Below are 22,057 nucleotides of genomic sequence, written 5' to 3'. Positions count from 1 at the left end.
ATGAATTATCACAGAGTCTGAAATATGAACATAAAGCGAATGATGGGAGCGGGGCTACTGGTGCTATCTGCCGTTAGCGTAGCCAATGCGGAAGAAGTGGGATCGGTCGATACGGTCTTTAAACTACTTGGGCCGGATCATAAGATCGTGGTGGAAGCGTTTGATGATCCTGATGTATCAAACGTGACCTGCTACATTAGCCGGGCCAAAACAGGCGGAATCAAGGGAGGGTTAGGGCTGGCGGAAGACACGTCGGATGCGGCAATTTCCTGCCAGCAGGTTGGGCCGATTGATCTGTCCGATAAGATCAAAAACGGTGGCAACCGCGGGTCCGTCGTATTCCAAAAACGAACGTCGTTGGTTTTCAAAAAATTGCAGGTCGTTCGGTTCTACGATCAGAAACGCAATTCTCTGATCTATCTTGCTTACTCTGATCGACTGGTTGATGGTTCGCCAAAAAACGCGTTAAGCGCGGTGCCGGTGATGCCGTGGGGAAAGAGTGAATAAGGTGTGGTAAGAAGAGGAAAAACAGCCGGAACAGAGACCTGCTCCGGCTGAGTAGGATTAATTATCCAGATCGCCGCAGAAGCGGTAACCTTCGCCGTGGATCGTCGCGATGATTTCCGGCGTATCTGCGGTTGATTCAAAGTGCTTGCGGATGCGGCGGATGGTGACGTCAACGGTACGGTCATGCGGTTTAAGCTCGCGACCGGTCATTTTCTTCAGCAGTTCTGCGCGAGACTGAATCTTGCCTGGGTTTTCGCAGAAGTGCAGCATCGCGCGGAATTCACTGCGTGGCAGCTTGTATTGCTCGCCAGCCGGGCTGATCAGAGAACGGCTATTGATATCCAGTTCCCAGCCGTTGAAACGGTAGCTTTCCACCAGACGACGTTCTTCAGTGCCACTGCCCAGATTCATGGTACGTGACAGCAGGTTACGTGCGCGGATCGTCAATTCACGTGGGTTGAATGGTTTGGTGATGTAATCATCCGCACCGATTTCCAGACCGAGGATCTTATCGACTTCATTGTCGCGGCCGGTGAGGAACATCAAGGCAACGGTGGCTTGCTCGCGCAATTCACGTGCCAGCAACAGGCCGTTCTTTCCTGGCAGGTTGATGTCCATGATCACCAGATTGATGTCGTTCTCGGACAAAATGTGGTGCATTTCTGCGCCATCAGTGGCTTCGTGAACAACGTATCCTTCCGCCTCAAAAATGCTTTTGAGGGTATTACGAGTTACTAGCTCGTCTTCAACAATAAGAATGTGCGGCGTCTGCATGTTTGCTACCTAAAATTGCCAACTTAAATTATAGAAATCGGAAGTACAGAAGTCGCTGTCATACCCTGCTGGCCCGCTGGCTACAACGCCAGTTATTCCGGGTATTTCCCTGGAGCTTATCGAGGTAGACTACGCTCTCGCTCAACGTCAGACTCAAGTACGTAAATGCGTTACTGGTGTTCATTCTCTACCCGCTTAGAGGTACTGCTAGCGGATGAGCGTGGCGCTAATTTAACTGCGCTCAAAGTGGCGCACAGTTTAACCTTATTAACAGCAACATAACAGTAAGCACAGATTTTGCCTGCTGATAAATCTACGGTTCTGTTGACATATATCAAATTTCATTTTAGCACGTTAACTATTTTGTGATAAACACTTATAGGATTGCCAGTTTACGTCACAATTTAGCACTTTTTATGAACGATTTAGCATAGCAAATGCCAATAATCATAATTGACGCTACACAGTCGTTGGTGTTTTTATAACTTATTGAAATAAAATAATTTACCTTGTTTTTCTTAGGGTTTTTATTCCCGCCCACTTTTTGGACATCCCGATGTTTCCTGCCACAGGCTGAGTTGATGCCAGAAACTCTGTTGGTTTATTGTTAATTTTCTACCTGTCGCGAGTGATAGTTCGTTATCGAGGAGCGGTGAACAATCAATCGTTACCAATGATGCTATCGATTACAAGACCGTGTTATTGACCTGCTGGCGCAAATAGTGTCAGTGCGTTCTAACCCATACTGGGGAGTCTATGCAGTTTCATATTATTTTGGTTGAGCCCGCTCGGGCTGAGAACGTAGGGGCGGCGGCCCGTGCGATGAAGACGATGGGATTCAGCAGTTTACGTATTGTCGGCAGTACGGCACACCAAGAGCCTGCGGCACGCTGGGTGGCACATGGTTCGGGAGAGATTCTGGATAACGTACAGGTCTTTTCCACGCTGGCCGATGCACTGGCAGATGTTGATTTTACGGTTGCGACTACCGCGCGCAGTCGGGCTAAATTTCGCTATTACTGCACGCCAGCCGAACTGACAGACCTATTGCAGGAAAAGATCCAATGGATGGCGTCTGCGGCGTTGGTGTTCGGTCGCGAAGATACCGGCCTGACGAATGAAGAGCTCGAGCTGGCGGATGTATTAACTGGCGTGCCAATGAAAGCGGATTATCCTTCGCTGAATCTTGGTCAGGCCGTGATGGTGTTTTGTTACCAGATGGCCGCACTCATGCAGGTCAAACCGGATGCTGTGCAGCCAGCGGCGGCGGGACAATTGTCGGCGTTACACGATCGTTTGGATCGGCTACTGGTTAATTTGGCGGTTGAGGACGATGAAAAACTACGGGACTGGCTGCATCAGCGGCTGGGTCGTTTAGAGCAACGCGATACGGCGATGCTCCATCGGTTGCTACACGATATTGAAAAAAGGTTGCCGAAATAAGATAGCAAGAATGACTTTCCTGGCAGGCGAACATATTGAAACGCGTATTTTGGCAATGGTTTGTCTGGCGTATTTCTGTTTTAGCAGTGGGTTTAGCGGTAGGCGTTTTTCATTCGACGAGAAGAAAAAAAAGAAATCCGTTGACTTCAAAGGGCGATTGGCCTAACTAATAGGGCAGATAACTCTACTTTTAATGAGATTCGATTTTAGCATGCGCACTATCAGCCTGATCACCACGATTATTACCATCACCGATACAACCAGTAACGGTGCGGGCTGACGCATACCAAGATTCCAGAAAAAGCCCGCACCGAACAGTGCGGGCTTTTTTTTTATGGCAGGTTATCCCTCAACGCCGTTTGTAAGCGGCATATAAAAAACGCTTCCGGCGTTTGGTTGGCAGAAATTCAGGAGAACAGATAAAAATGCGAGTGTTGAAATTTGGCGGGACTTCAGTAGCGAATGCGGAACGCTTTGCCCGCGTTGCTGACATTATCGAAAACAACGCGCGCCAGGGACAGGTGGCTACCGTATTATCCGCGCCGGCGAAAATTACCAACCATCTGGTTGCCATGATTGAGAAAACCGTCGCCGGACAAGATATCCTGCCGCATTTAAATGACGCCGAAACGATCTTTTCTTCTCTGCTGCAAGGTCTCGCCGCATCCCAACCTGGCTTTGAACACGCCCGTCTAAAGGCATTTGTGGATCAGGAATTTGCACAGCTGAAACACGTTCTGCACGGTATCGCTCTGCTGGGGCAATGTCCTGACAGCGTGAATGCTGCGATTATCTGCCGGGGGGAAAAACTGTCTATCGCCATTATGGAAGCGGTCTTTCAGGCACGCGGCTACGGCGTTTCCGTCATCAATCCCGTCGAGAAACTGCTGGCGCAGGGGCACTATCTCGAATCTACCGTGGACATTACTGAATCAACTCGCCGTATCGCCGAAAGCGCCATTCCGAAAGATCATGTGATCCTGATGGCGGGCTTCACTGCTGGTAACGATAAAGGCGAACTGGTGGTGCTGGGCCGCAACGGTTCAGACTATTCAGCTGCGGTGCTGGCCGCGTGTTTGCGTGCTGACTGTTGTGAGATCTGGACCGATGTAGACGGCGTGTATACCTGCGATCCGCGTCAGGTGCCGGACGCTCGATTATTGAAATCGATGTCCTATCAGGAGGCGATGGAGCTGTCCTATTTCGGCGCTAAAGTCCTCCACCCCCGCACCATCGCTCCGATTGCCCAGTTCCAGATTCCCTGCCTCATCAAAAACACCGAAAATCCTCAGGCTCCCGGTACGCTCATCGGCATGGACAGCACGGATACCCAGTATCCGGTGAAAGGCATTACCAACCTGAACAACATGGCGATGATCAACGTATCTGGCCCCGGCATGAAAGGCATGGTCGGCATGGCCGCACGTGTGTTTGCCGCGATGTCACGTGCGGGTATCTCGGTCGTGCTGATCACGCAGTCCTCTTCTGAATACAGCATTAGCTTCTGTGTATCGCAAAACGAGTTGGCGCGCGCCAGAAAAACGCTGGAAGACGAATTTTATCTGGAACTGAAAGAAGGTGTGCTGGAGCCGCTGGATGTGATGGAACGTTTGGCCATCCTCTCTGTGGTGGGCGATGGTATGCGCACGCTGCGCGGCCTGTCTGCCCGCCTGTTCTCGGCACTGGCGACGGCAAACATCAATATCGTGGCTATCGCACAGGGCTCATCCGAGCGCTCCATCTCCGTTGTCGTGAATAACGATGTCGCTACCACCGGGGTTCGCGTTGCTCACCAAATGTTGTTTAACACCGATCAGGTGATCGACGTATTTGTTATCGGCGTCGGCGGCGTGGGTGGTGCATTGCTGGAGCAGATCCACCGCCAACAGCCGTGGCTGAAAGACAAACATATCGACCTGCGTGTCTGTGGGATCGCTAACTCCAAGGCTATGTTGACCAACATTAACGGCATTTCGATGGACAACTGGCGTGAAGAGCTAGAGAAAGCCCGTGAGCCGTTCAATTTGGGCCGTCTGATTCGTCTGGTTAAAGAATATCACCTGCTGAACCCCGTCATTGTCGACTGTACGTCGAATCAGGCGGTGGCCGATCAGTATGTAGATTTTCTGGCCGATGGTTTCCACGTGGTGACGCCAAACAAGAAAGCCAATACCGGGTCGATGAACTATTATCACCAACTGCGCAGCGCTGCGGCGAAATCCCGTCGTCGGTTCCTGTATGACACCAACGTCGGTGCGGGGCTACCCGTCATTGAGAATCTGCAAAATTTGCTGAATGCGGGTGATGAACTGATTCGCTTTACCGGTATTCTCTCTGGCTCGCTGTCCTTTATTTTCGGTAAACTCGATGAAGGCATGTCGCTGTCGGCAGCGACCACGCAGGCGAAAGAGAAAGGCTATACCGAACCCGATCCGCGTGACGATCTGTCTGGTATGGACGTAGCGCGTAAATTGCTGATTCTGGCTCGTGAAGCGGGTTATCAGTTGGAATTGGGCGATATTGAGGTGGAATCCGTCCTGCCTGCCAGCTTCGATGCCGCCGGTGATGTCGCCAGTTTTATGCAACGCCTGCCGGCGGCAGACGATGAGTTTGCCAGCCGTGTTGCACAAGCGCGCGATGAAGGTAAAGTGTTGCGCTATGTTGGCGTGATTGAAGAAGGCCGCTGCAAAGTCAAGATCAGCGCCGTTGGCGGCAACGATCCACTGTTTAAAGTCAAAGATGGTGAGAATGCGCTGGCATTCTACAGCCGCTATTATCAGCCACTGCCGCTCGTGTTGCGCGGTTATGGCGCGGGTAACGATGTTACCGCTGCTGGTGTGTTCGCCGATCTGCTGCGCACCTTGTCATGGAAGTTGGGAGCATAATTATGGTTAAGGTGTATGCACCTGCATCAATCGGTAACGTCAGCGTTGGATTTGATGTGCTGGGTGCGGCCGTTTCGCCGGTAGACGGTTCACTGCTGGGGGATTGCGTCTCTGTTGAAGCCGCCGATCTGTTCAGCCTGCGTAATGAAGGGCGTTTTGTTAGCAAACTGCCGGACAACCCGAAAGAAAACATTGTGTATCAATGTTGGGAACTGTTCTGTCAGGAAATTGGCAAAACCGTGCCGGTGGCGATGACGCTCGAAAAGAACATGCCGATTGGTTCGGGGCTCGGTTCCAGCGCTTGTTCCGTGGTCGCCGGGCTGATGGCGATGAACGAATTTTGCGGCAAACCGCTGGATGATACCCGTCTGCTGACGCTGATGGGCGAGCTGGAAGGGCGCATTTCCGGCAGCGTTCACTACGATAACGTTGCCCCGTGTTTCCTCGGTGGTGTCCAACTGATGCTGGAAGAAAACGGCATTATCAGCCAGCCTGTGCCGTCGTTCGATGATTGGCTGTGGGTCATGGCGTATCCGGGGATTAAAGTCTCTACCGCAGAAGCGCGCGCGATTCTGCCTGCGCAATATCGTCGTCAGGATTGCATTAGCCACGGCCGTTATCTGGCTGGCTTTATCCACGCTTGCCATACCGGACAGGCTGCGCTGGCGGCGAAACTGATGAAGGATGTCATCGCGGAACCTTATCGTACGAAACTGCTGCCTGGATTTGCGGCCGCTCGCCAGGCTGCTGAAGATATCGGGGCGCTGGCCTGCGGTATTTCCGGTTCTGGTCCAACGTTATTCTCCGTCTGCAACGACATGGCGAGCGCACAGCGCTTAGCCGACTGGCTGCGGGATAACTATTTGCAGAACGATGAAGGTTTTGTTCATATTTGCCGTCTTGATACGACTGGCGCACGACAACTGGGATAACGCATGAAACTGTACAACCTTAAAGATCATAACGAGCAGGTCAGTTTTGCTCAGGCTATCAAGCAAGGGCTGGGGAGCCAGCAGGGGCTGTTCTTCCCGCTGGAGCTGCCGGAGTTTGAGCGCACCGAAATCGATGCACTGCTGGATCTGGATTTCGTTACTCGCAGCAGCCGTATTCTGTCTGCGTACATTGGCGATGAGATCGCGGCTGAAACCGTATTTGAGCGCGTAAAGGCGGCCTTTGCGTTTCCTGCTCCTATCGCGCCAGTTGAGGACGATGTCGCTGCGCTGGAGCTGTTCCACGGCCCGACGCTGGCCTTTAAAGACTTCGGCGGCCGCTTTATGGCGCAAATGCTGACGGAAGTCTCTGGCGACGAGAAAATTACCATTCTGACGGCAACCTCTGGCGATACCGGTGCTGCTGTGGCGCACGCTTTTTACGGTCTGGAAAATGTCCGCGTTGTGATTTTGTATCCGCAGGGCAAGATCAGCCCATTGCAGGAAAAACTGTTCTGTACGCTGGGTGGTAATATTCACACCATCGCTATCGACAGTGATTTCGATGCCTGTCAGGCGTTGGTGAAAAAGGCGTTTGATGATGAAGAACTGAAAAAGGCGATTGGCCTGAACTCAGCGAACTCCATCAACATCAGCCGTCTGCTGGCGCAAATTTGCTACTACTTTGAAGCCGTTGCACAACTGCCGCAGGAAGCGCGTAACCAGTTGGTCGTTTCTGTACCGAGTGGTAACTTCGGCGATCTGACCGCTGGTCTGCTGGCGAAATCTCTGGGGCTGCCGATTAAGCGCTTCATCGCGGCGACGAACGCCAATGATACCGTGCCGCGCTTCCTAAGCAATGGTAACTGGGAACCGCATAAAACGGTGGCAACGTTATCCAACGCGATGGACGTAAGCCAGCCGAACAACTGGCCGCGCGTGGAAGAGCTGTTCCGTCGTAAGAACTGGCAGTTGAAAACGCTGGGCTTTGGTGCGGTGAGCGATGAGACCACGAAAGAAACCATGCATGAGCTGGATGCGTTAGGCTATCTCTCTGAGCCGCACGCGGCGATTGCTTACCGTCTGCTGCGCGATCAGCTGCAAGCCGGTGAGTTTGGCCTGTTCCTGGGTACGGCGCACCCAGCGAAATTCAAGGAAAGCGTAGAAGACATTCTTGGCAAAGAACTGGATCTGCCAGAAGCGCTTGCTGAGCGTGCCGATCTGGATCTGCTGTCGCACAACTTCCCGGATGATTTCGCGAAGCTGCGTGAGTTCCTGATGTCTCTGCCAGAATAATCCTGTTGTGAGGCATCGCGGTAAAGGCTAAAGAGTAAGGGCGGAGAATTCCGCCCTTTTTACATTTTCGACTTACTGTTCGTGGCGCTTAAATACCAGTTCGTCATTTGACGAGTCTGCTGCCTCGAAGAAGTAACCGTCCAGATTAAACGCTTTCAACTGTTCCGGTTGAGTCAGACGGTTTTGAATAATGAAACGACTCATCAGGCCTCGCGCTTTCTTAGCGTAGAAGCTGATCACCTTGAATTTACCGTTTTTCTCATCCAAAAAGACGGGCTTGATCAAACGAGCATTGAGCTTTTTCGGTTTAACGGCTTTGAAATACTCATCCGATGCCAGATTAATCAGTACGTCGTCGCCTTGATCGCGTAGCGCCTGATTCAGCTTTTCGGTAATGGTATCGCCCCAGAAGCTGTAGAGATCTTTACCGGTTTTATTTTCCAGTTTGGTGCCCATTTCCAGCCGATACGGCTGCATCAAATCCAGTGGGCGCAACACGCCGTAGAGACCTGACAGCATACGCAAATGCTGCTGGGCGAAATCAAAGTCATCTTCGCTGAAATCTTCTGCGGCTAATCCGGTGTAGACGTCGCCCTTAAATGCTAACAGCGCCTGACGCGCATTCTCCGGCGTGAAATCTGGGTGCCACTCGTTAAAGCGACCCGCGTTCAGGTCAGCCAATTTATCGCTGATGCTCATCAGTGAGGCGATCTGCGCTGGCGTCAGCTTTTTACACACGTTAATTAACTGGCTGGAATAGTTCAGGAGTTCCGGCTGGGTGTAACGCGTTGTTGCCAACGGACTGGTGTAGTCGAGCGTTTTTGCGGGTGAAATAGTAATAAGCATGCGCCATGTCCTGTCGGTCTGATTTTTGATGCGCCTACTATAGCAAGAACCTGATAAGAAAACGGCGATGGCTACAATAGCTTCATCTTTTAAGAAATAGCTTCATCTTTTAAGACGCTTCATTTTCCCGGTGCGATGATTTTAGCGTGGTCAGAGGTGAGGCTGTGTGGAGAGGATTAACAGTCGGCTTGCACGGTAAAACGCGCGTGTTATTATCAGATTTCGGCGCAAAACAGATGGCCACCTGATTACATAACAAGTCGATTCATATACGAGCTATTTTCATTCACGAGCACCACGTATAAACAACGAGACATGCCAACATGACGGATAAACTGACTTCCCTACGCCAATTGACCACAGTTGTCGCTGATACCGGTGATATTGCGGCAATGAAACTGTACCAACCGCAAGACGCGACCACCAACCCTTCACTGATTTTGAACGCGGCGCAGATTCCTGAATACCGTAAGCTAATCGACGAGGCTATTGCTTGGGCGCGCGAGCAGAGCAGCGATCGTAAACAGCAGGTCGTGGATGCCACGGATAAACTGGCGGTCAACATTGGTCTCGAAATTTTAAAATTGATCCCCGGCCGTATCTCTACTGAAGTCGATGCGCGTTTGTCTTATGACACCGAGGCTAGCGTGGCGAAAGCTAAGCACCTGATCAAACTGTACAACGACGCAGGCATCAGCAACGAGCGTATCCTGATTAAGTTAGCCTCAACCTGGCAGGGCATCCGCGCGGCGGAGCAACTGGAAAAAGAAGGCATCAACTGTAACCTGACGCTGCTGTTCTCCTTTGCACAGGCGCGTGCTTGTGCCGAAGCTGGCGTGTTCCTGATTTCACCGTTTGTTGGCCGTATTCTGGATTGGTACAAAGCCAATGGCGACAAGAAAGACTTCGCGCCGCATGAAGATCCGGGCGTGGTTTCTGTTAGCGAAATCTATGATTACTACAAAGAGCACGGCTATGAAACCGTTGTGATGGGCGCGAGCTTCCGTAATGTCGGTGAGATTTTGGAACTGGCCGGGTGTGACCGCCTGACGATTGCACCAGCCCTGCTGAAAGAACTGTCAGAAAGCGAAGGTGAAGTGGTTCGTAAGCTGTCTTATGTCGGTGAGGTGAAAGTTCGTCCAGCGAAAATGACAGAAGCTGAATTCTACTGGCAGCACAACCAAGACCCAATGGCGATTGATAAACTGGCCGACGGTATTCGTAAGTTTGCGATTGACCAGGAAAAACTGGAAAAAATGATTGCAGATTTACTGTAAGCATTGTGCAAATAAAAATAGCCGGGAAATCCCGGCTATTTTTTTGTCTGTGGTTCGTTGCTGAGGGAGGCGAAACCTATCTCGCCGTCGCGTTACGCGTTTTCTTCGCGATATAAAGATTGTCATCGGCGCGTTTCATGACCTCGCTTAAATCTTCCTCTGCGGTATGGTATTCAACCAGTCCGATGCTCACCGTTAGCCTGATTTTTCCTGCGGTTGTATCACAAGGTGTGTCGCTAATACGCTCTCTGGCTCGATCGACGATCGTGTAAGCATCGTCCAATCCGGTATTCGGTAAAACAATAGCGAATTCATCGCCGCCAATACGGCCAAAAATATCTTCGCGGCGAAATGATTTCTTGAATGTGTCGGCAATGAATCTCAATGCGTCATCGCCGACGCTATGGCCGAAGCTGTCATTCACTCGTTTAAAATGGTCGATATCGATCAGCATGACGCTAACGGGCCGCTTGGTCAGATTGGCGATACTAAAGGCTTTATTCGTTGCCAGAAAGAACGCATCTCGCCGTAAATAGCCAGTCAGATCGTCGTATTTGGCAATGATCGGCAGTTCTATCAGGTATTTTTTTGCCAGAAGTGACAGCAGGCTGCCTAAAATAGCGAAAAGCACTACGCTACCAACAATAATGAGGGTCGATGACAGAGAAAATAGCGTCTGGATAAATGATGGTTGTGGTTTTTCCGACGTTGTTCTTATCCAAATGCCCAGTAGTTCATCGGTGGGAGACAGTATAGGGAAAATAACTGTCAGCGTGTCTTTACCTGCATAGTCACCGATAGACGGCAATTTATTTTGGCAGGTTCGGATCACGGCCATATCGTTGAAAGTGAGATCGGAAGAAGAAAGCTTGTTTATGCATTCACTACGTGAATTTCGAGTGTTAAAGGCTACTGTTCTGGTTCGTGAAGATAAATAAGTGCCGGATTGCCGGGTCATATCGCTTTCTGTTACTTCACCGCTGTTGCTGTAGGAACCATAGGTTTTGATTGCGGTATCGAGATTGGTGCGTTCTGCTTTCCAAGTCGATTTGTTGGCTTCATGCATAATAACGATGGTGAAGATAAAAGAAATCGCCCCGAACAGGAAAAATGCGTATGTCGGATGGGCAAAAAGTTTAAGTATCTTATACTTAAGGTCGTTCATGGCGACTTCCTTGATAAGGCTTTTTTACTTATTGTGATACTAAAGAAGTGCTTTAATTTTATCATATGATTTGATTTTTCGTGATGTTCTGTCATGGCGGATATCATCCTTTTTCTCTTTAATATATCGGCCTATTTCCTTGGCTCTTAATGGGTAAGCGATTTTTTTATTCGCCTGCGATTTTTTAATTTTAATTTCGTGGCGGTATTATTAATTTAAGTAATTTCATGGTTTTTTGAGACGACAATTAATAACCATTATCAAATGCTGTATCACGCAGCGTGCGAAATAACGGGTGTGATAGGAATTTTTTTATAAGCGCTAATTCTTTGATAAAAGCGTTCACTATCCTGATAAAATTTATTTTTTGTTTAAATTGAGGTGCTTATGAACGTACTACGTATTGGTTTGGTCTCCGTATCCGATCGCGCTTCCAGCGGAATTTATCAGGATAAAGGTATCCCAGAATTGGAATCCTGGCTTCGCAGTGCCCTGACGACGCCTTTTGACGTGGAAACTCGGCTAGTGCCGGATGAACAGTCGATGATTGAACAAACGCTGTGTGAGCTGGTGGATGAACGCGGCTGCCATTTGGTGTTAACGACGGGAGGCACGGGGCCTGCACGTCGTGATGTCACGCCGGATGCCACGCTGGCCGTTGCCGATCGAGAAATGCCTGGATTTGGCGAGCAAATGCGGCAGATCAGCCTGCGTTTCGTGCCTACCGCGATCCTCTCTCGTCAGGTGGGGGTGCTGCGTAAACAGGCGCTGATTCTCAATTTACCAGGGCAACCTAAGGCGATTAAGGAAACGCTGGAAGGTTTAAAAGATGCCGATGGCAAGGTGATTGTGGCCGGTATTTTTGCCAGCGTACCGTATTGTATCCAACTGCTGGAAGGCCCTTATATTGAAACCAATGTGGATGTAGTAGCAGCTTTTCGCCCTAAAAATGCGGTGCGCGAAATAAAAGACTGAAGTTAGGCGATTTGAAACATAAGATTCAGCTTTGCTGGTGTATAAAATTTTTGCCGCTATAGTAATTTCTACTTTACACACTGCGGTGACGTCTTTTTCACTCTGGCAATGCACGGTAATTTATGACTCAGAATCAACACGCCTATCCTCGTCGGCTGAATCGGCAGGACTATAAAACGCTGTCTCTGGCTGCGCTGGGTGGCGCGCTAGAGTTTTATGATTTTATTATTTTCGTCTTTTTTGCTGCGGTTATTGGCGATCTCTTCTTCCCGCCAGATATTCCAGAATGGCTGCGGCAGGTACAGACGTTCGGTATCTTTGCTGCTGGCTATCTGGCTCGCCCGCTTGGGGGCATCATCATGGCTCACTTTGGCGATAAGAGTGGGCGTAAGAAAATGTTCAGTCTGAGCATATTACTGATGGCGTTACCAACGCTGGCAATGGGTCTGCTACCAACCTATGAAGCCATTGGTATTGCGGCTCCGCTGTTACTGCTGTTCATGCGCGTGCTGCAAGGTGCGGCAATTGGTGGTGAAGTTCCCGGCGCATGGGTCTTCGTTGCAGAGCATGTGCCTCGTGCTCGCATTGGATTTGCCTGCGGTACGTTGACCGCCGGGTTGACGATGGGGATTCTGCTGGGTTCGCTGATCGCAACGCTCTTGAATACGGTGCTCACGCCAGAGCAGATGTCGGGTGGTGGTTGGCGGTTGCCGTTTTTCATCGGCGGGGTATTTGGCCTTGTGGCGATGTATCTGCGTCGCTGGTTACAAGAAACGCCCATTTTTATGGAAATGCAGGCGCAGAAAAAGCTGGCGGAAGAGCTGCCGCTGAAATCGGTTGTCTTAAATCATAAACGTGCGGTTGTGGTGTCAATGCTGCTGACCTGGCTGCTGTCTGCGTGTATCGTCGTCGTTATTCTGATGGCACCAACCTATCTGCAAAAAGTCCACGGTATATCGGCCGCGCTGGCATTGCAGGCGAACTGTCTGGCAACGATTGCGCTGATGGTGGGCTGCGTCGGAGCAGGGCTGTTGGTTGATCGTTTCGGTGCCAGCAGGTTGTTCATTGTGGGTAGCCTGCTGTTAGCCGTGTGTAGCTGGTTCTTTTATAGTTCGGCGGCAAGCAGTACAACATTGCTCTTTGTCAGCTATGCGATTGTAGGGCTCAGTGTTGGCATCGTGGGTGGGGTGCCTTATGTCATGGTGCGGGCATTTCCCGCTGCGGTCCGATTCTCAGGACTTTCTTTTTCCTACAACGTGTCCTATGCCATTTTTGGTGGCCTGACGCCCGTCTTTGTCACGCTGATCATGAAGGCGACACCGATGGCTCCGGCATTCTATGTCTTGACGCTGGCTGCGGTAGGATTACTGCTAGGCGTTTATTTGCAACGCGATTTGGATGCTGATTCGCGTTCTTCGGAAGATAGCGACGCGGGCGATCGGTCACCTGTCAACGTTTAAACCCACGTTATCAAACAAGCTCTTCATCAAAAACAAACGAGCCCTGTCAGGTTGACAAGGCTCGTTGCTATTTAACGCGGGCTAGTGCTTATAAACAGCGTCTATCGCGTCGGTATTTATGCTGCGCCAGAACTCAGTGAGACGCGCCACGAGCACCAATTGGCAGTACGGTGCGGCCAAACTTCTCGTTCAGCACTTCAGCCATTGCCAGATAAATGGCGCTAGCGCCACAGATGATACCTTCGTAACCCGCGAAGGTTAGCAGTGCGTGGTTGCCAGTAAAGTTACCTACGGCCAGTAGAGCAAACAGCACGGTCAGGCTACCGAATACAAATTGCAGGGCACGGTTGGTGCCGAATGTACCGAAGAACATAAACAGTGTGAAGACGCCCCACAGACCCAGGAATACACCAAGGAACTGCGCGTCGCTGGCTTCCGCCAGACCCATTTTCGGCAGGACGAGAATGGCAACCAGCGTCAGCCAGAATGCGCCATAAGACGTAAACGCTGTCACGCCAAACGTATTACCTTTTTTATATTCCAACAGGCCAGCCAGAATCTGGGCAATACCGCCGTAGAAGATACCCATGCTGAGAATGATTGAAGAAAGTGGGAAAAAGCCTGCGTTGTGCAGGTTCAACAGAATAGTGGTCATCCCGAAGCCCATCAGTCCTAATGGACCAGGATTTGCCAACGTGTTCGTGCTCATAAATCCTCTGCAATAACAGATTATTAATAGTCCCTTCGCGTCGGGCGCGGCATTAAGGTTAGCGAATGCGCCAATCACGTTGGGATAGGTGTCGTTTAGGTGTTATTGCCCGCCATTGTGTAGGGATATGTCCCCATTTTTGCGACGAGCGCGGCATCATATCGGGCGTTTGGAATGGACACAACATCGGGAAGGCAGAATAGTTTGATCGTAAGAGGGATAAAGGCCATTTTTTTTCATCTTCCCCCCTTGATGATAGAAATGTTGGCCCCATCTTATTTCCAACCGAAACAGTTTGACCTGCCGCAAAGGCGTGTGTCGGGCCGTTACATCGGTAGTTAGCATGAAAATGAAACGTGTGCTGCTGATGAAAAACGAGGGTGTGTCGCTATAAAACGAGAAATCTTGTTGAAAAACGACATTTCGCCCGCACAGTAGGTAGTAGGTTTAACCACCACACCGAATATGACTTTTTAGTGGAGATGTTTAGATGGGTAAGATTATTGGTATCGACCTGGGTACAACCAACTCTTGTGTCGCGATTATTGACGGTACTCAGGTAAAAGTACTGGAAAATAGCGAAGGCGATCGCACCACGCCTTCAATCATTGCTTATACGCAAGACGGTGAAACTTTGGTTGGCCAACCGGCTAAACGTCAGGCAGTGACCAACCCGAAAAATACCCTGTTTGCTATCAAGCGTCTGATTGGTCGTCGTTTCAAAGACGAAGAAGTTCAGCGCGATGCCAACATCATGCCGTACAAAATCATCGCGGCGGATAATGGCGATGCATGGCTGGAAGTGAAAGATCAGAAAATGGCTCCGCCGCAGATTTCAGCTGAAGTGCTGAAAAAAATGAAGAAAACGGCGGAAGATTATCTGGGTGAGACGATCTCCGAAGCGGTTATCACCGTACCGGCTTACTTCAACGATGCGCAGCGTCAGGCAACCAAAGATGCTGGTCGTATCGCGGGTCTGGAAGTCAAACGTATCATCAACGAACCAACCGCGGCAGCGCTGGCGTATGGTCTGGATAAAGAAGTTGGCAACCGTACTATCGCGGTTTACGACTTGGGCGGCGGTACGTTCGATATTTCCATCATCGAAATCGACGAAGTTGATGGCGAAAAAACCTTTGAAGTGCTGGCGACCAACGGTGATACCCACCTGGGTGGTGAAGACTTCGATAGCCGTATGATCAACTATCTGGTTGACGAATTTAAGAAAGAGCAAAGTTTCGACCTGCGTAACGATCCACTGGCGATGCAGCGTCTGAAAGAAGCAGCAGAAAAAGCCAAGATTGAGCTGTCTTCTGCACAGCAGACCGACGTTAACCTGCCGTACATCACGGCTGACGCGACCGGTCCTAAGCACCTGAACATCAAAGTGACTCGTGCGAAACTGGAATCTCTGGTCGAAGAACTGGTGAACCGTTCTCTTGAGCCGCTGAAAGTCGCATTACAGGATGCTGGCCTGTCTGTTTCTGAAATTCAGGACGTGATTCTGGTTGGTGGTCAGACGCGTATGCCTCTGGTACAGAAGAAAGTCGCTGACTTCTTCGGTAAAGAGCCACGTAAAGACGTGAACCCGGACGAAGCGGTTGCCATCGGTGCTGCGGTTCAGGGCGGTGTGTTGTCTGGTGACGTGAAAGACGTTCTGCTGCTGGATGTAAGCCCGCTGTCTCTGGGTATCGAAACCATGGGCGGCGTGATGACGGCGCTGATTGCTAAGAACACCACGATCCCGACGAAACACAGTCAGGTGTTCTCTACGGCGGAAGACAACCAGTCTGCGGTAACGATTCACGTTCTGCAGGGTGAGCGTAAGCGCGCGCATGACAACAAATCCTTGGGTCAATTTAACCTGGATGGTATTCAGGCTGCACCGCGCGGTATGCCGCAGATCGAAGTTACTTTCGACATCGATGCCGACGGTATTCTGCACGTTTCCGCGAAAGACAAAAACAGCGGTCGCGAGCAGAAAATCACCATCAAGGCTTCTTCTGGTCTGAACGAAGAAGAAATTCAGAAAATGGTACGCGATGCAGAAGCCAACGCTGAAGCTGACCGTAAGTTTGAAGAGCTGGTTCAGGCACGTAACCAAGGCGATCATCTGCTGCACAGTACGCGTAAGCAGCTGGAAGAAGTGGGTGATAAACTGGCCGCCGATGACAAAGCTGCCATTGATGACGCGTTGAAAGCGCTGGAAAGCGCGCTGAAAGGCGAAGATAAAGCAGAAATCGAAGCGAAAATTCAGGCGCTGGTTCAGGTTTCCGGCAAGCTGCTGGAAGCGTCTCAGCCACAGCCTGGTGCTGAAGGCGCCGCTGATGATGCTTCTGCTCGTCGCGACGACGATGTCGTTGATGCTGAGTTTGAAGAAGTAAAAGACAAAAAGTAATCGCCCTTGAGCGGGCGCAGTAGCAGCCACAAGGCTATTGCTGGCAATCAGCACGGGCGTCGAGGAAACTCTGCGCCCGTGCACGCATGTTGAGGGGCAGGAAAAGAAATGGCGAAGCAAGATTATTACGAAAGCCTGGGCGTTGCTAAAAGCGCGGATGAGCGCGAAATAAAGAAAGCGTACAAGCGTCTGGCGATGAAGTACCACCCGGATCGTAATCCTGGTGATAGCGAGGCAGAAGCCAAGTTTAAAGAGATCAAAGAAGCCTACGAGATCCTTATCGATTCGCAAAAACGCGCAGCTTACGATCAGTACGGTCACGCGGCGTTTGAGCAGGGTGGTATGGGCGGAGGCGGCGGTGGCTTTGGCGGCGGCGGTGCTGATTTTGGTGATATTTTTGGCGACGTGTTCGGAGACATCTTTGGCGGTGGCCGTCGTCAGCGCGCAAGCCGTGGCTCCGATTTACGCTACAACATGGAGTTGACGCTGGAAGAAGCGGTACGTGGCGTCACCAAAGAGATCCGTATTCCTGCGCTGGAAGAGTGTGATGTGTGCCACGGCAACGGTGCGAAGCCGGGTAGCTCACCGGTCACCTGTCCAACCTGTCATGGTAACGGTCAGGTACAGATGCGCCAGGGGTTCTTTACCGTGCAGCAGGCGTGTCCGCACTGTCATGGTCGCGGTAAGATCATTAAAGATCCGTGCGTCAAATGTCACGGCCATGGTCGCGTAGAGAAAAGCAAAACGCTGTCGGTGAAAATTCCGGCGGGTGTGGACACGGGCGACCGTATCCGCTTATCTGGCGAGGGTGAAGCAGGCGAGCACGGCGCACCGTCAGGCGATTTGTACGTTCAGGTTCAGGTTAAAGCGCATCCGATCTTCCAGCGTGAAGAAAACAACCTGTACTGCGAAGTGCCGATCAACTTTGCAATGGCAGCATTAGGCGGCGAGATTGAAGTCCCGACGCTGGATGGCCGCGTGAAGCTGAAAGTGCCTGCGGAAACGCAAACCGGAAAACTGTTCCGTATGCGCGGCAAAGGTGTGAAATCGGTTCGCGGCGGTGCACAGGGCGATCTGCTGTGCCGCGTGGTTGTGGAAACGCCAGTTAATCTGAACGAGCGGCAGAGACAATTGCTGCAAGAACTCGATGAGAGTTTCGGTGGCCCGTCTGGCGAAAGAAACAGTCCACGTTCGAAAAACTTTTTCGACGGCGTGAAGAAGTTTTTCGACGATTTGACCCGTTAATCGCTTTTCGTTAACGCGTGGCAGAAAAACCGGTGGGGTAATCCCGCCGGTTTTTTTTATGACAGAAATCGTTGTCCGTCACTCGGTGGCCGTTGCTGCGCAACGTTTTTTATGCTTTTTTCTCAATACCCTCAATTCAATAGATCGTTTTTTTCGAGTGTTAAGTCAGTTTTAATCTACTTTTAACGAATGATTGTATTGCGTAATCTTGCCTGCAAGAAAGCGGACGTTCGATATTGATGTTCGTGCCTGATGGGAGATTAAGTCAATGATAACAATGATTCGCCGCTTTATTCGCTTGGATGTGGCCGCTGGCGTGGTGCTAATGATGGCAACGATGTTGGCGATCGTACTTGCCAATTGGTCTGTTACTGCTTTGGGCTATCAACAATTCCTGATGATGCCAGTGGAAATGCGCTTTGGTGCGCTGGAAATCAATAAGAACCTGCTGCTGTGGATTAATGATGGCTTGATGGCGATTTTTTTCCTGCTGATTGGTCTGGAAGTAAAACGCGAGTTAGTCGAAGGCACATTAGCCAGTCGTCAGCAGGCGATGTTGCCATTGGCTGCTGCGGTAGGTGGAATGGTTTTTCCCGCTTTGCTCTTTCTGCTTTTTAATGCGAATGATGAGGTGACGCGCGCTGGCTGGGCTATCCCCGCTGCGACAGACATCGCGTTTGCCATCGGGGTACTGACGTTATTGGGCAAGCGCGTTCCAGCAGGGTTGAAAGTCTTCCTGCTGGCGCTGGCGATCATTGACGATCTGGGAGCGATCCTGATTATCGCTCTGTTTTATACGCAGCAGATTTTCTGGCCTGCGCTGGGGGGGGCGGTGCTGGCAATCGCGGTTCTGGCCTATATGAACCGACAGCAGGTCATGAAAACGTCCGCCTATTTGCTGGTGGGGATCGTTTTGTGGGTGTGCATTCTGAAATGCGGCGTTCATGCGACGCTGGCTGGTGTGATCGTTGGATTCTTTATTCCTTTGCGCACGTCAGGCGGGCAGCCTTCTCCGGCAATCATGCTGGAGCATGGCTTACAAACGTGGGTCGCGTTTCTGATTATACCGCTGTTTGCATTCGCCAACGCAGGCATTGTATTGCAGGGAATTGTGTTGGAAAAACTGTTTTCCCCGTTGAGCCTCGGTATCGCTGCTGGGCTGTTGCTTGGTAAACCACTGGGCATTACCTTGTTCAGTTGGCTAACCCTTCGGCTGGGCTATGCGCGTCTGCCTGCTGGTGTGCACTTTAACCAGATTGTGGCGGTCTCTGTGCTGTGTGGTATCGGCTTTACTATGTCGATATTTATTACGCTGCTGGCATTCTCTGGCGGTGATGAGGCGTTGATTACCTACGCCAAGCTGGGGATCTTGCTGGCGTCAGGACTGGCAGCGCTGCTGGGTTATCTGGCATTACGCGGGGTGTTGCCAGCGCTGGACAAGGTGGTTCAGCCGTGTAAGGGTTGATGCGATGCGAGAGGCGCGAAGAGGAGGCGGGTGTGTCTCATTTGAATTTTAACCATCTCTATTATTTCTGGCAGGTTTATAAGTCTGGCTCCGTTGCCGGTGCGGCAGAAACGCTGTTTTTAACCCCGCAGACGATCACCGGGCAAATTAAATGCCTGGAAGAGCGTTTGCAGGGCAAACTTTTCAAGCGTAAAGGGCGAGGGCTGGAACCGACAGAGCTGGGGCAGCTCGTTTTTCGCTATGCGGATAGCATGTTCCAGCTCAGCCAGGAAATGTTGGATATTGTGAACTACCGCAAAGAATCGAATCTGCTATTCGACGTTGGCGTGGCCGATGCGTTGTCCAAACGGCTGGTAAGCAGGGTGCTGGAAACGGTCGTAACAGAACAGGAACATATTCATTTGCGTTGTTTTGAGTCGACGCATGAGATGCTGTTGGAGCAGTTGAGTCAGCATAAACTGGATATGATTCTGTCGGATTGTCCGGTGGATTCGACGCAGCAGGAAGGGCTGTTTTCACTCAAGTTAGGTGAATGTGGTGTGAGCTTTTATTGTAAGCGCCCACAGCCTGAGCACGCTTTCCCTGCCTGTCTTGAACAACGTAAATTACTGATTCCAGGACGTAGAACCATGCTGGGACGCAAGCTATTGAATTGGTTTACGGCGCAGAATATTCAGGCGGATATTTTGGGTGAGTTTGATGATGCGGCGCTGATGACGGCGTTTGGCATTAATAACGATGCGATTTTCGTTGCGCCGTCGCTGTATGCTAATGAAATCTACCAGCAGGGGGATATCGTCGAGATTGGAAGGATCGAGAACATCCAGGACGAGTATTATGCGATTTTTGCGGCCAGAATGATCCAGCACCCCGCAGTGCAGCGTGTCTGTAACGCGGATTTCACTGCGCTTTTCCGCGATAGAACAGCAAGTCTATAACGGGACGATGCATAAGCACTTGAGCACTTGTCGTACAATAGATACAAAAAAACCGGCCTAAGCCGGTTTTTTAGCAACTACACGCAGATGCGTGATTATTGCATGGCGTTGATGCGCGCAACCAGATTGGATTTATGACGTGCAGCTTTGTTCTTGTGAATCAGACCTTTACCAGCCTGGCGATCCACGATCGGTTGCATGTCATTAAACGCTTTCTGTGCCACTTCTTTATCGCCAGTAGCGATCGCCGCATATACTTTCTTGATGAAAGTACGCATCATTGAGCGACGGCTTGCGTTATGCTTACGGCGCTTCTCAGATTGTACGGCGCGTTTCTTAGCTGATTTGATATTAGCCAAGGTCCAACTCCCAAATATATTCAATCGAGGACAATTCAAAGGCCGTGGAATATGCTCGTTTAGCCTTCGTTTGTCAATGGATTTGTGCAAATAAGCGTCGTTTGTACGTCGACACTTGTTACGTTGTGATGGCGCAGGATTTTAGCAGCTTCACGCGGTGGAATACAGCCTTTCGCATCATAATTTCATCTTGAATTTGATAAAGCCCTGTCTGCTCTCGGTAAAGTCGGATTGGATGGGACATCCGCTACCTGGATATTCTGCATATGCGCCTCATTCATCGATGATTCAGCTAAAAAACGTACAAATACTGGCACGATTTATAGGGTGGCTGCAAAAGGCGCGAATCGCGGGTTAACCTTACTCGCTGTACAAGGTATAATCCGCCGATTTCCATAATTTTAACCCTTTGTTCTGGGCCAGCCATGCAGCTAATTCGCGGTATACACAATCTTCGGGCACACCATTACGGCTGTGTGCTCACTATTGGTAATTTTGACGGCGTGCACCTCGGACACCAAATGCTGCTTGAACGACTGAAGCAGGAAGGTCGCACTCGTGGGTTGCCGGTGATGGTCATGATTTTTGAACCGCAGCCGCTGGAACTTTTTGCTACGGACAAAGCCCCCGCACGCCTGACGCGTCTGCGTGACAAGGTGAAGTATCTGGCGCAGGCTGGCGTGGACTATCTGCTGTGCGTCAAATTTGATGCGTGTTTTGCCGCCAATGATGCTCAAACATTCGTCTCTTCTCTGTTGGTGAAGAAACTCGGCGTGAAGTTTCTGGTTGTGGGCGATGACTTCCGCTTCGGGGCTGGTCGTCAGGGTGATTTCCTGTTATTACAGAAGGCTGGGCGTGAGTCGGGGTTTGATGTCATCAGCACCAATTCGTTCTGCAATGGTGGCAAACGTGTCAGCAGCACGGCAGTACGTGAAGCGCTCAGTCGTGATGAGCTTGAACTGGCAGAAAGCCTGTTGGGTCACCCTTACTGCATTTCCGGGCGCGTAGAACATGGTAAAGCGCTGGGCAGAACCATTGGGTTCCCGACTGCCAACCTGCCGTTGAAACGTCAGGTTTCCCCCGTCAGCGGGGTCTATGCCGTCAGCGTTTATGGTCTGGGCGAAGAACCTCTGCCGGGCGTTGCCAATATTGGTACACGTCCGACCGTAAATGGTGATAAACGCCAGCAGCTTGAAGTGCATTTGCTGGACGTGACGATGAACCTCTATGGTCGTCATATTGAAGTCGTACTGCGTAAAAAGATCCGTAATGAACAGCGTTTTGCTTCGCTCGATGCGTTAAAACAGCAAATCGCCGATGATGTGGTGACCGCCCGGACGTTCTTCGGGTTAAAGACACCGGTTTAATTTTTCTAGCCGAAACGAA

At 50.7% G+C, this 22,057-nt stretch carries 19 protein-coding genes and 1 other annotated feature; of the genes, 14 read left to right on the top strand and 5 right to left on the bottom strand.

Annotated features, from left to right (window positions below; all coding sequences use genetic code 11):
* Positions 1-24 precede the first annotated feature (24 nt).
* Positions 25-507, top strand: coding sequence for a protein CreA (gene creA / locus E2566_RS18415; RefSeq protein WP_107169214.1), 483 nt, complete (start codon positions 25-27; stop codon positions 505-507).
* Positions 508-564: 57 nt separating this feature from the next.
* On the opposite strand, the gene arcA is transcribed toward creA, so the two are convergent.
* Positions 565-1,281 carry a two-component system response regulator ArcA gene (arcA, locus tag E2566_RS18410; RefSeq protein WP_005973184.1) on the bottom strand — a complete coding sequence of 239 codons (717 nt, stop codon included), beginning with the start codon at positions 1,279-1,281 and terminating at the stop codon, positions 565-567.
* A 756-nt stretch (positions 1,282-2,037) separates the two neighbouring features.
* Here arcA and E2566_RS18405 point away from each other — a divergent pair.
* The 5 genes from E2566_RS18405 to thrC all read left to right on the top strand — a co-directional run bounded on the left by E2566_RS18405 (position 2,038) and on the right by thrC (position 7,834).
* Complete coding sequence (locus tag E2566_RS18405; protein WP_107169213.1) at positions 2,038-2,724, top strand: tRNA/rRNA methyltransferase; 687 nt, start codon at positions 2,038-2,040, stop codon at positions 2,722-2,724.
* 193 nt (positions 2,725-2,917) lie between these two features.
* Positions 2,918-3,004, top strand: coding sequence for a thr operon leader peptide (thrL, locus tag E2566_RS22060; protein ID WP_071531141.1), 87 nt, complete (start codon positions 2,918-2,920; stop codon positions 3,002-3,004).
* Positions 2,943-3,058: a sequence feature (Thr leader region), on the top strand. (Overlaps the previous gene by 62 nt.)
* A gap of 91 nt (positions 3,059-3,149) precedes the next feature.
* A complete protein-coding gene (thrA, locus tag E2566_RS18395; RefSeq protein ID WP_107169212.1) occupies positions 3,150-5,609 on the top strand; it encodes a bifunctional aspartate kinase/homoserine dehydrogenase I in 2,460 nt (819 codons plus the stop codon).
* 2 nt (positions 5,610-5,611) lie between these two features.
* Positions 5,612-6,541, top strand: a complete 930-nt coding sequence (gene thrB, locus E2566_RS18390) for a homoserine kinase (RefSeq protein ID WP_010300501.1) — start codon at positions 5,612-5,614, stop codon at positions 6,539-6,541.
* Positions 6,542-6,544: 3 nt separating this feature from the next.
* Positions 6,545-7,834, top strand: coding sequence for a threonine synthase (thrC, locus tag E2566_RS18385; protein WP_107169211.1), 1,290 nt, complete (start codon positions 6,545-6,547; stop codon positions 7,832-7,834).
* A gap of 72 nt (positions 7,835-7,906) precedes the next feature.
* On the opposite strand, the gene yaaA is transcribed toward thrC, so the two are convergent.
* Positions 7,907-8,680 carry a peroxide stress protein YaaA gene (yaaA, locus tag E2566_RS18380; RefSeq protein ID WP_107169210.1) on the bottom strand — a complete coding sequence of 258 codons (774 nt, stop codon included), beginning with the start codon at positions 8,678-8,680 and terminating at the stop codon, positions 7,907-7,909.
* A 323-nt stretch (positions 8,681-9,003) separates the two neighbouring features.
* Between yaaA and tal the strand changes: the two genes are divergently transcribed.
* A complete protein-coding gene (gene tal, locus E2566_RS18375; protein WP_107169209.1) occupies positions 9,004-9,957 on the top strand; it encodes a transaldolase in 954 nt (317 codons plus the stop codon).
* Between the two features lie 76 nt (positions 9,958-10,033).
* Here tal and E2566_RS18370 read toward each other — a convergent pair whose 3' ends face one another.
* Positions 10,034-11,122 (bottom strand): GGDEF domain-containing protein, encoded by a 1,089-nt coding sequence (locus E2566_RS18370; RefSeq protein WP_107169208.1) that lies wholly within the window; start codon positions 11,120-11,122, stop codon positions 10,034-10,036.
* A gap of 387 nt (positions 11,123-11,509) precedes the next feature.
* Here E2566_RS18370 and mog point away from each other — a divergent pair, with 387 nt between their 5' ends.
* Positions 11,510-12,097 carry a molybdopterin adenylyltransferase gene (gene mog, locus E2566_RS18365; protein WP_107169207.1) on the top strand — a complete coding sequence of 196 codons (588 nt, stop codon included), beginning with the start codon at positions 11,510-11,512 and terminating at the stop codon, positions 12,095-12,097.
* A 122-nt stretch (positions 12,098-12,219) separates the two neighbouring features.
* The gene (locus E2566_RS18360) at positions 12,220-13,557 is read left to right on the top strand and encodes an MFS transporter (RefSeq protein ID WP_168444511.1); all 1,338 of its coding nucleotides are present in this window, start codon (positions 12,220-12,222) and stop codon (positions 13,555-13,557) included.
* 133 nt (positions 13,558-13,690) lie between these two features.
* Here the strand turns inward: E2566_RS18360 and satP are convergent, their stop codons facing one another.
* Positions 13,691-14,266, bottom strand: coding sequence for an acetate uptake transporter (gene satP, locus E2566_RS18355; RefSeq protein ID WP_005973207.1), 576 nt, complete (start codon positions 14,264-14,266; stop codon positions 13,691-13,693).
* 490 nt (positions 14,267-14,756) lie between these two features.
* On the opposite strand from satP, the gene dnaK reads away from it, so the two are divergent.
* The 4 genes from dnaK (at position 14,757) to nhaR (ending at position 20,312) form a co-directional block, all read left to right on the top strand.
* Positions 14,757-16,664: a molecular chaperone DnaK gene (gene dnaK, locus E2566_RS18350; RefSeq protein ID WP_107169205.1), complete on the top strand. Its 1,908-nt coding sequence runs from the start codon at positions 14,757-14,759 to the stop codon at positions 16,662-16,664.
* A 108-nt stretch (positions 16,665-16,772) separates the two neighbouring features.
* Complete coding sequence (gene dnaJ, locus E2566_RS18345; protein WP_014701502.1) at positions 16,773-17,909, top strand: molecular chaperone DnaJ; 1,137 nt, start codon at positions 16,773-16,775, stop codon at positions 17,907-17,909.
* 268 nt (positions 17,910-18,177) lie between these two features.
* Entirely contained in the window at positions 18,178-19,374 is a 1,197-nt protein-coding gene (gene nhaA / locus E2566_RS18340) for a Na+/H+ antiporter NhaA (RefSeq protein WP_107169204.1), read from the top strand.
* A 32-nt stretch (positions 19,375-19,406) separates the two neighbouring features.
* On the top strand, positions 19,407-20,312 hold the full coding sequence (nhaR, locus tag E2566_RS18335; RefSeq protein ID WP_107169203.1) for a transcriptional activator NhaR: 906 nt from the start codon (positions 19,407-19,409) through the stop codon (positions 20,310-20,312).
* A gap of 95 nt (positions 20,313-20,407) precedes the next feature.
* Here nhaR and rpsT read toward each other — a convergent pair whose 3' ends face one another.
* Positions 20,408-20,671 carry a 30S ribosomal protein S20 gene (rpsT, locus tag E2566_RS18330; protein ID WP_005973217.1) on the bottom strand — a complete coding sequence of 88 codons (264 nt, stop codon included), beginning with the start codon at positions 20,669-20,671 and terminating at the stop codon, positions 20,408-20,410.
* 425 nt (positions 20,672-21,096) lie between these two features.
* Here rpsT and ribF point away from each other — a divergent pair, with 425 nt between their 5' ends.
* A complete protein-coding gene (gene ribF, locus E2566_RS18325; RefSeq protein ID WP_107169202.1) occupies positions 21,097-22,038 on the top strand; it encodes a bifunctional riboflavin kinase/FAD synthetase in 942 nt (313 codons plus the stop codon).
* The last annotated feature ends 19 nt before the right edge of the window (positions 22,039-22,057 follow it).

The sequence above is a fragment of the Pectobacterium punjabense genome (genome assembly GCF_012427845.1).
Taxonomy (GTDB): Bacteria; Pseudomonadota; Gammaproteobacteria; order Enterobacterales; family Enterobacteriaceae; genus Pectobacterium; species Pectobacterium punjabense.
Note: the sequence above shows the minus strand (reverse complement) of the source record. Positions and strands in the feature narration are given on the sequence as shown.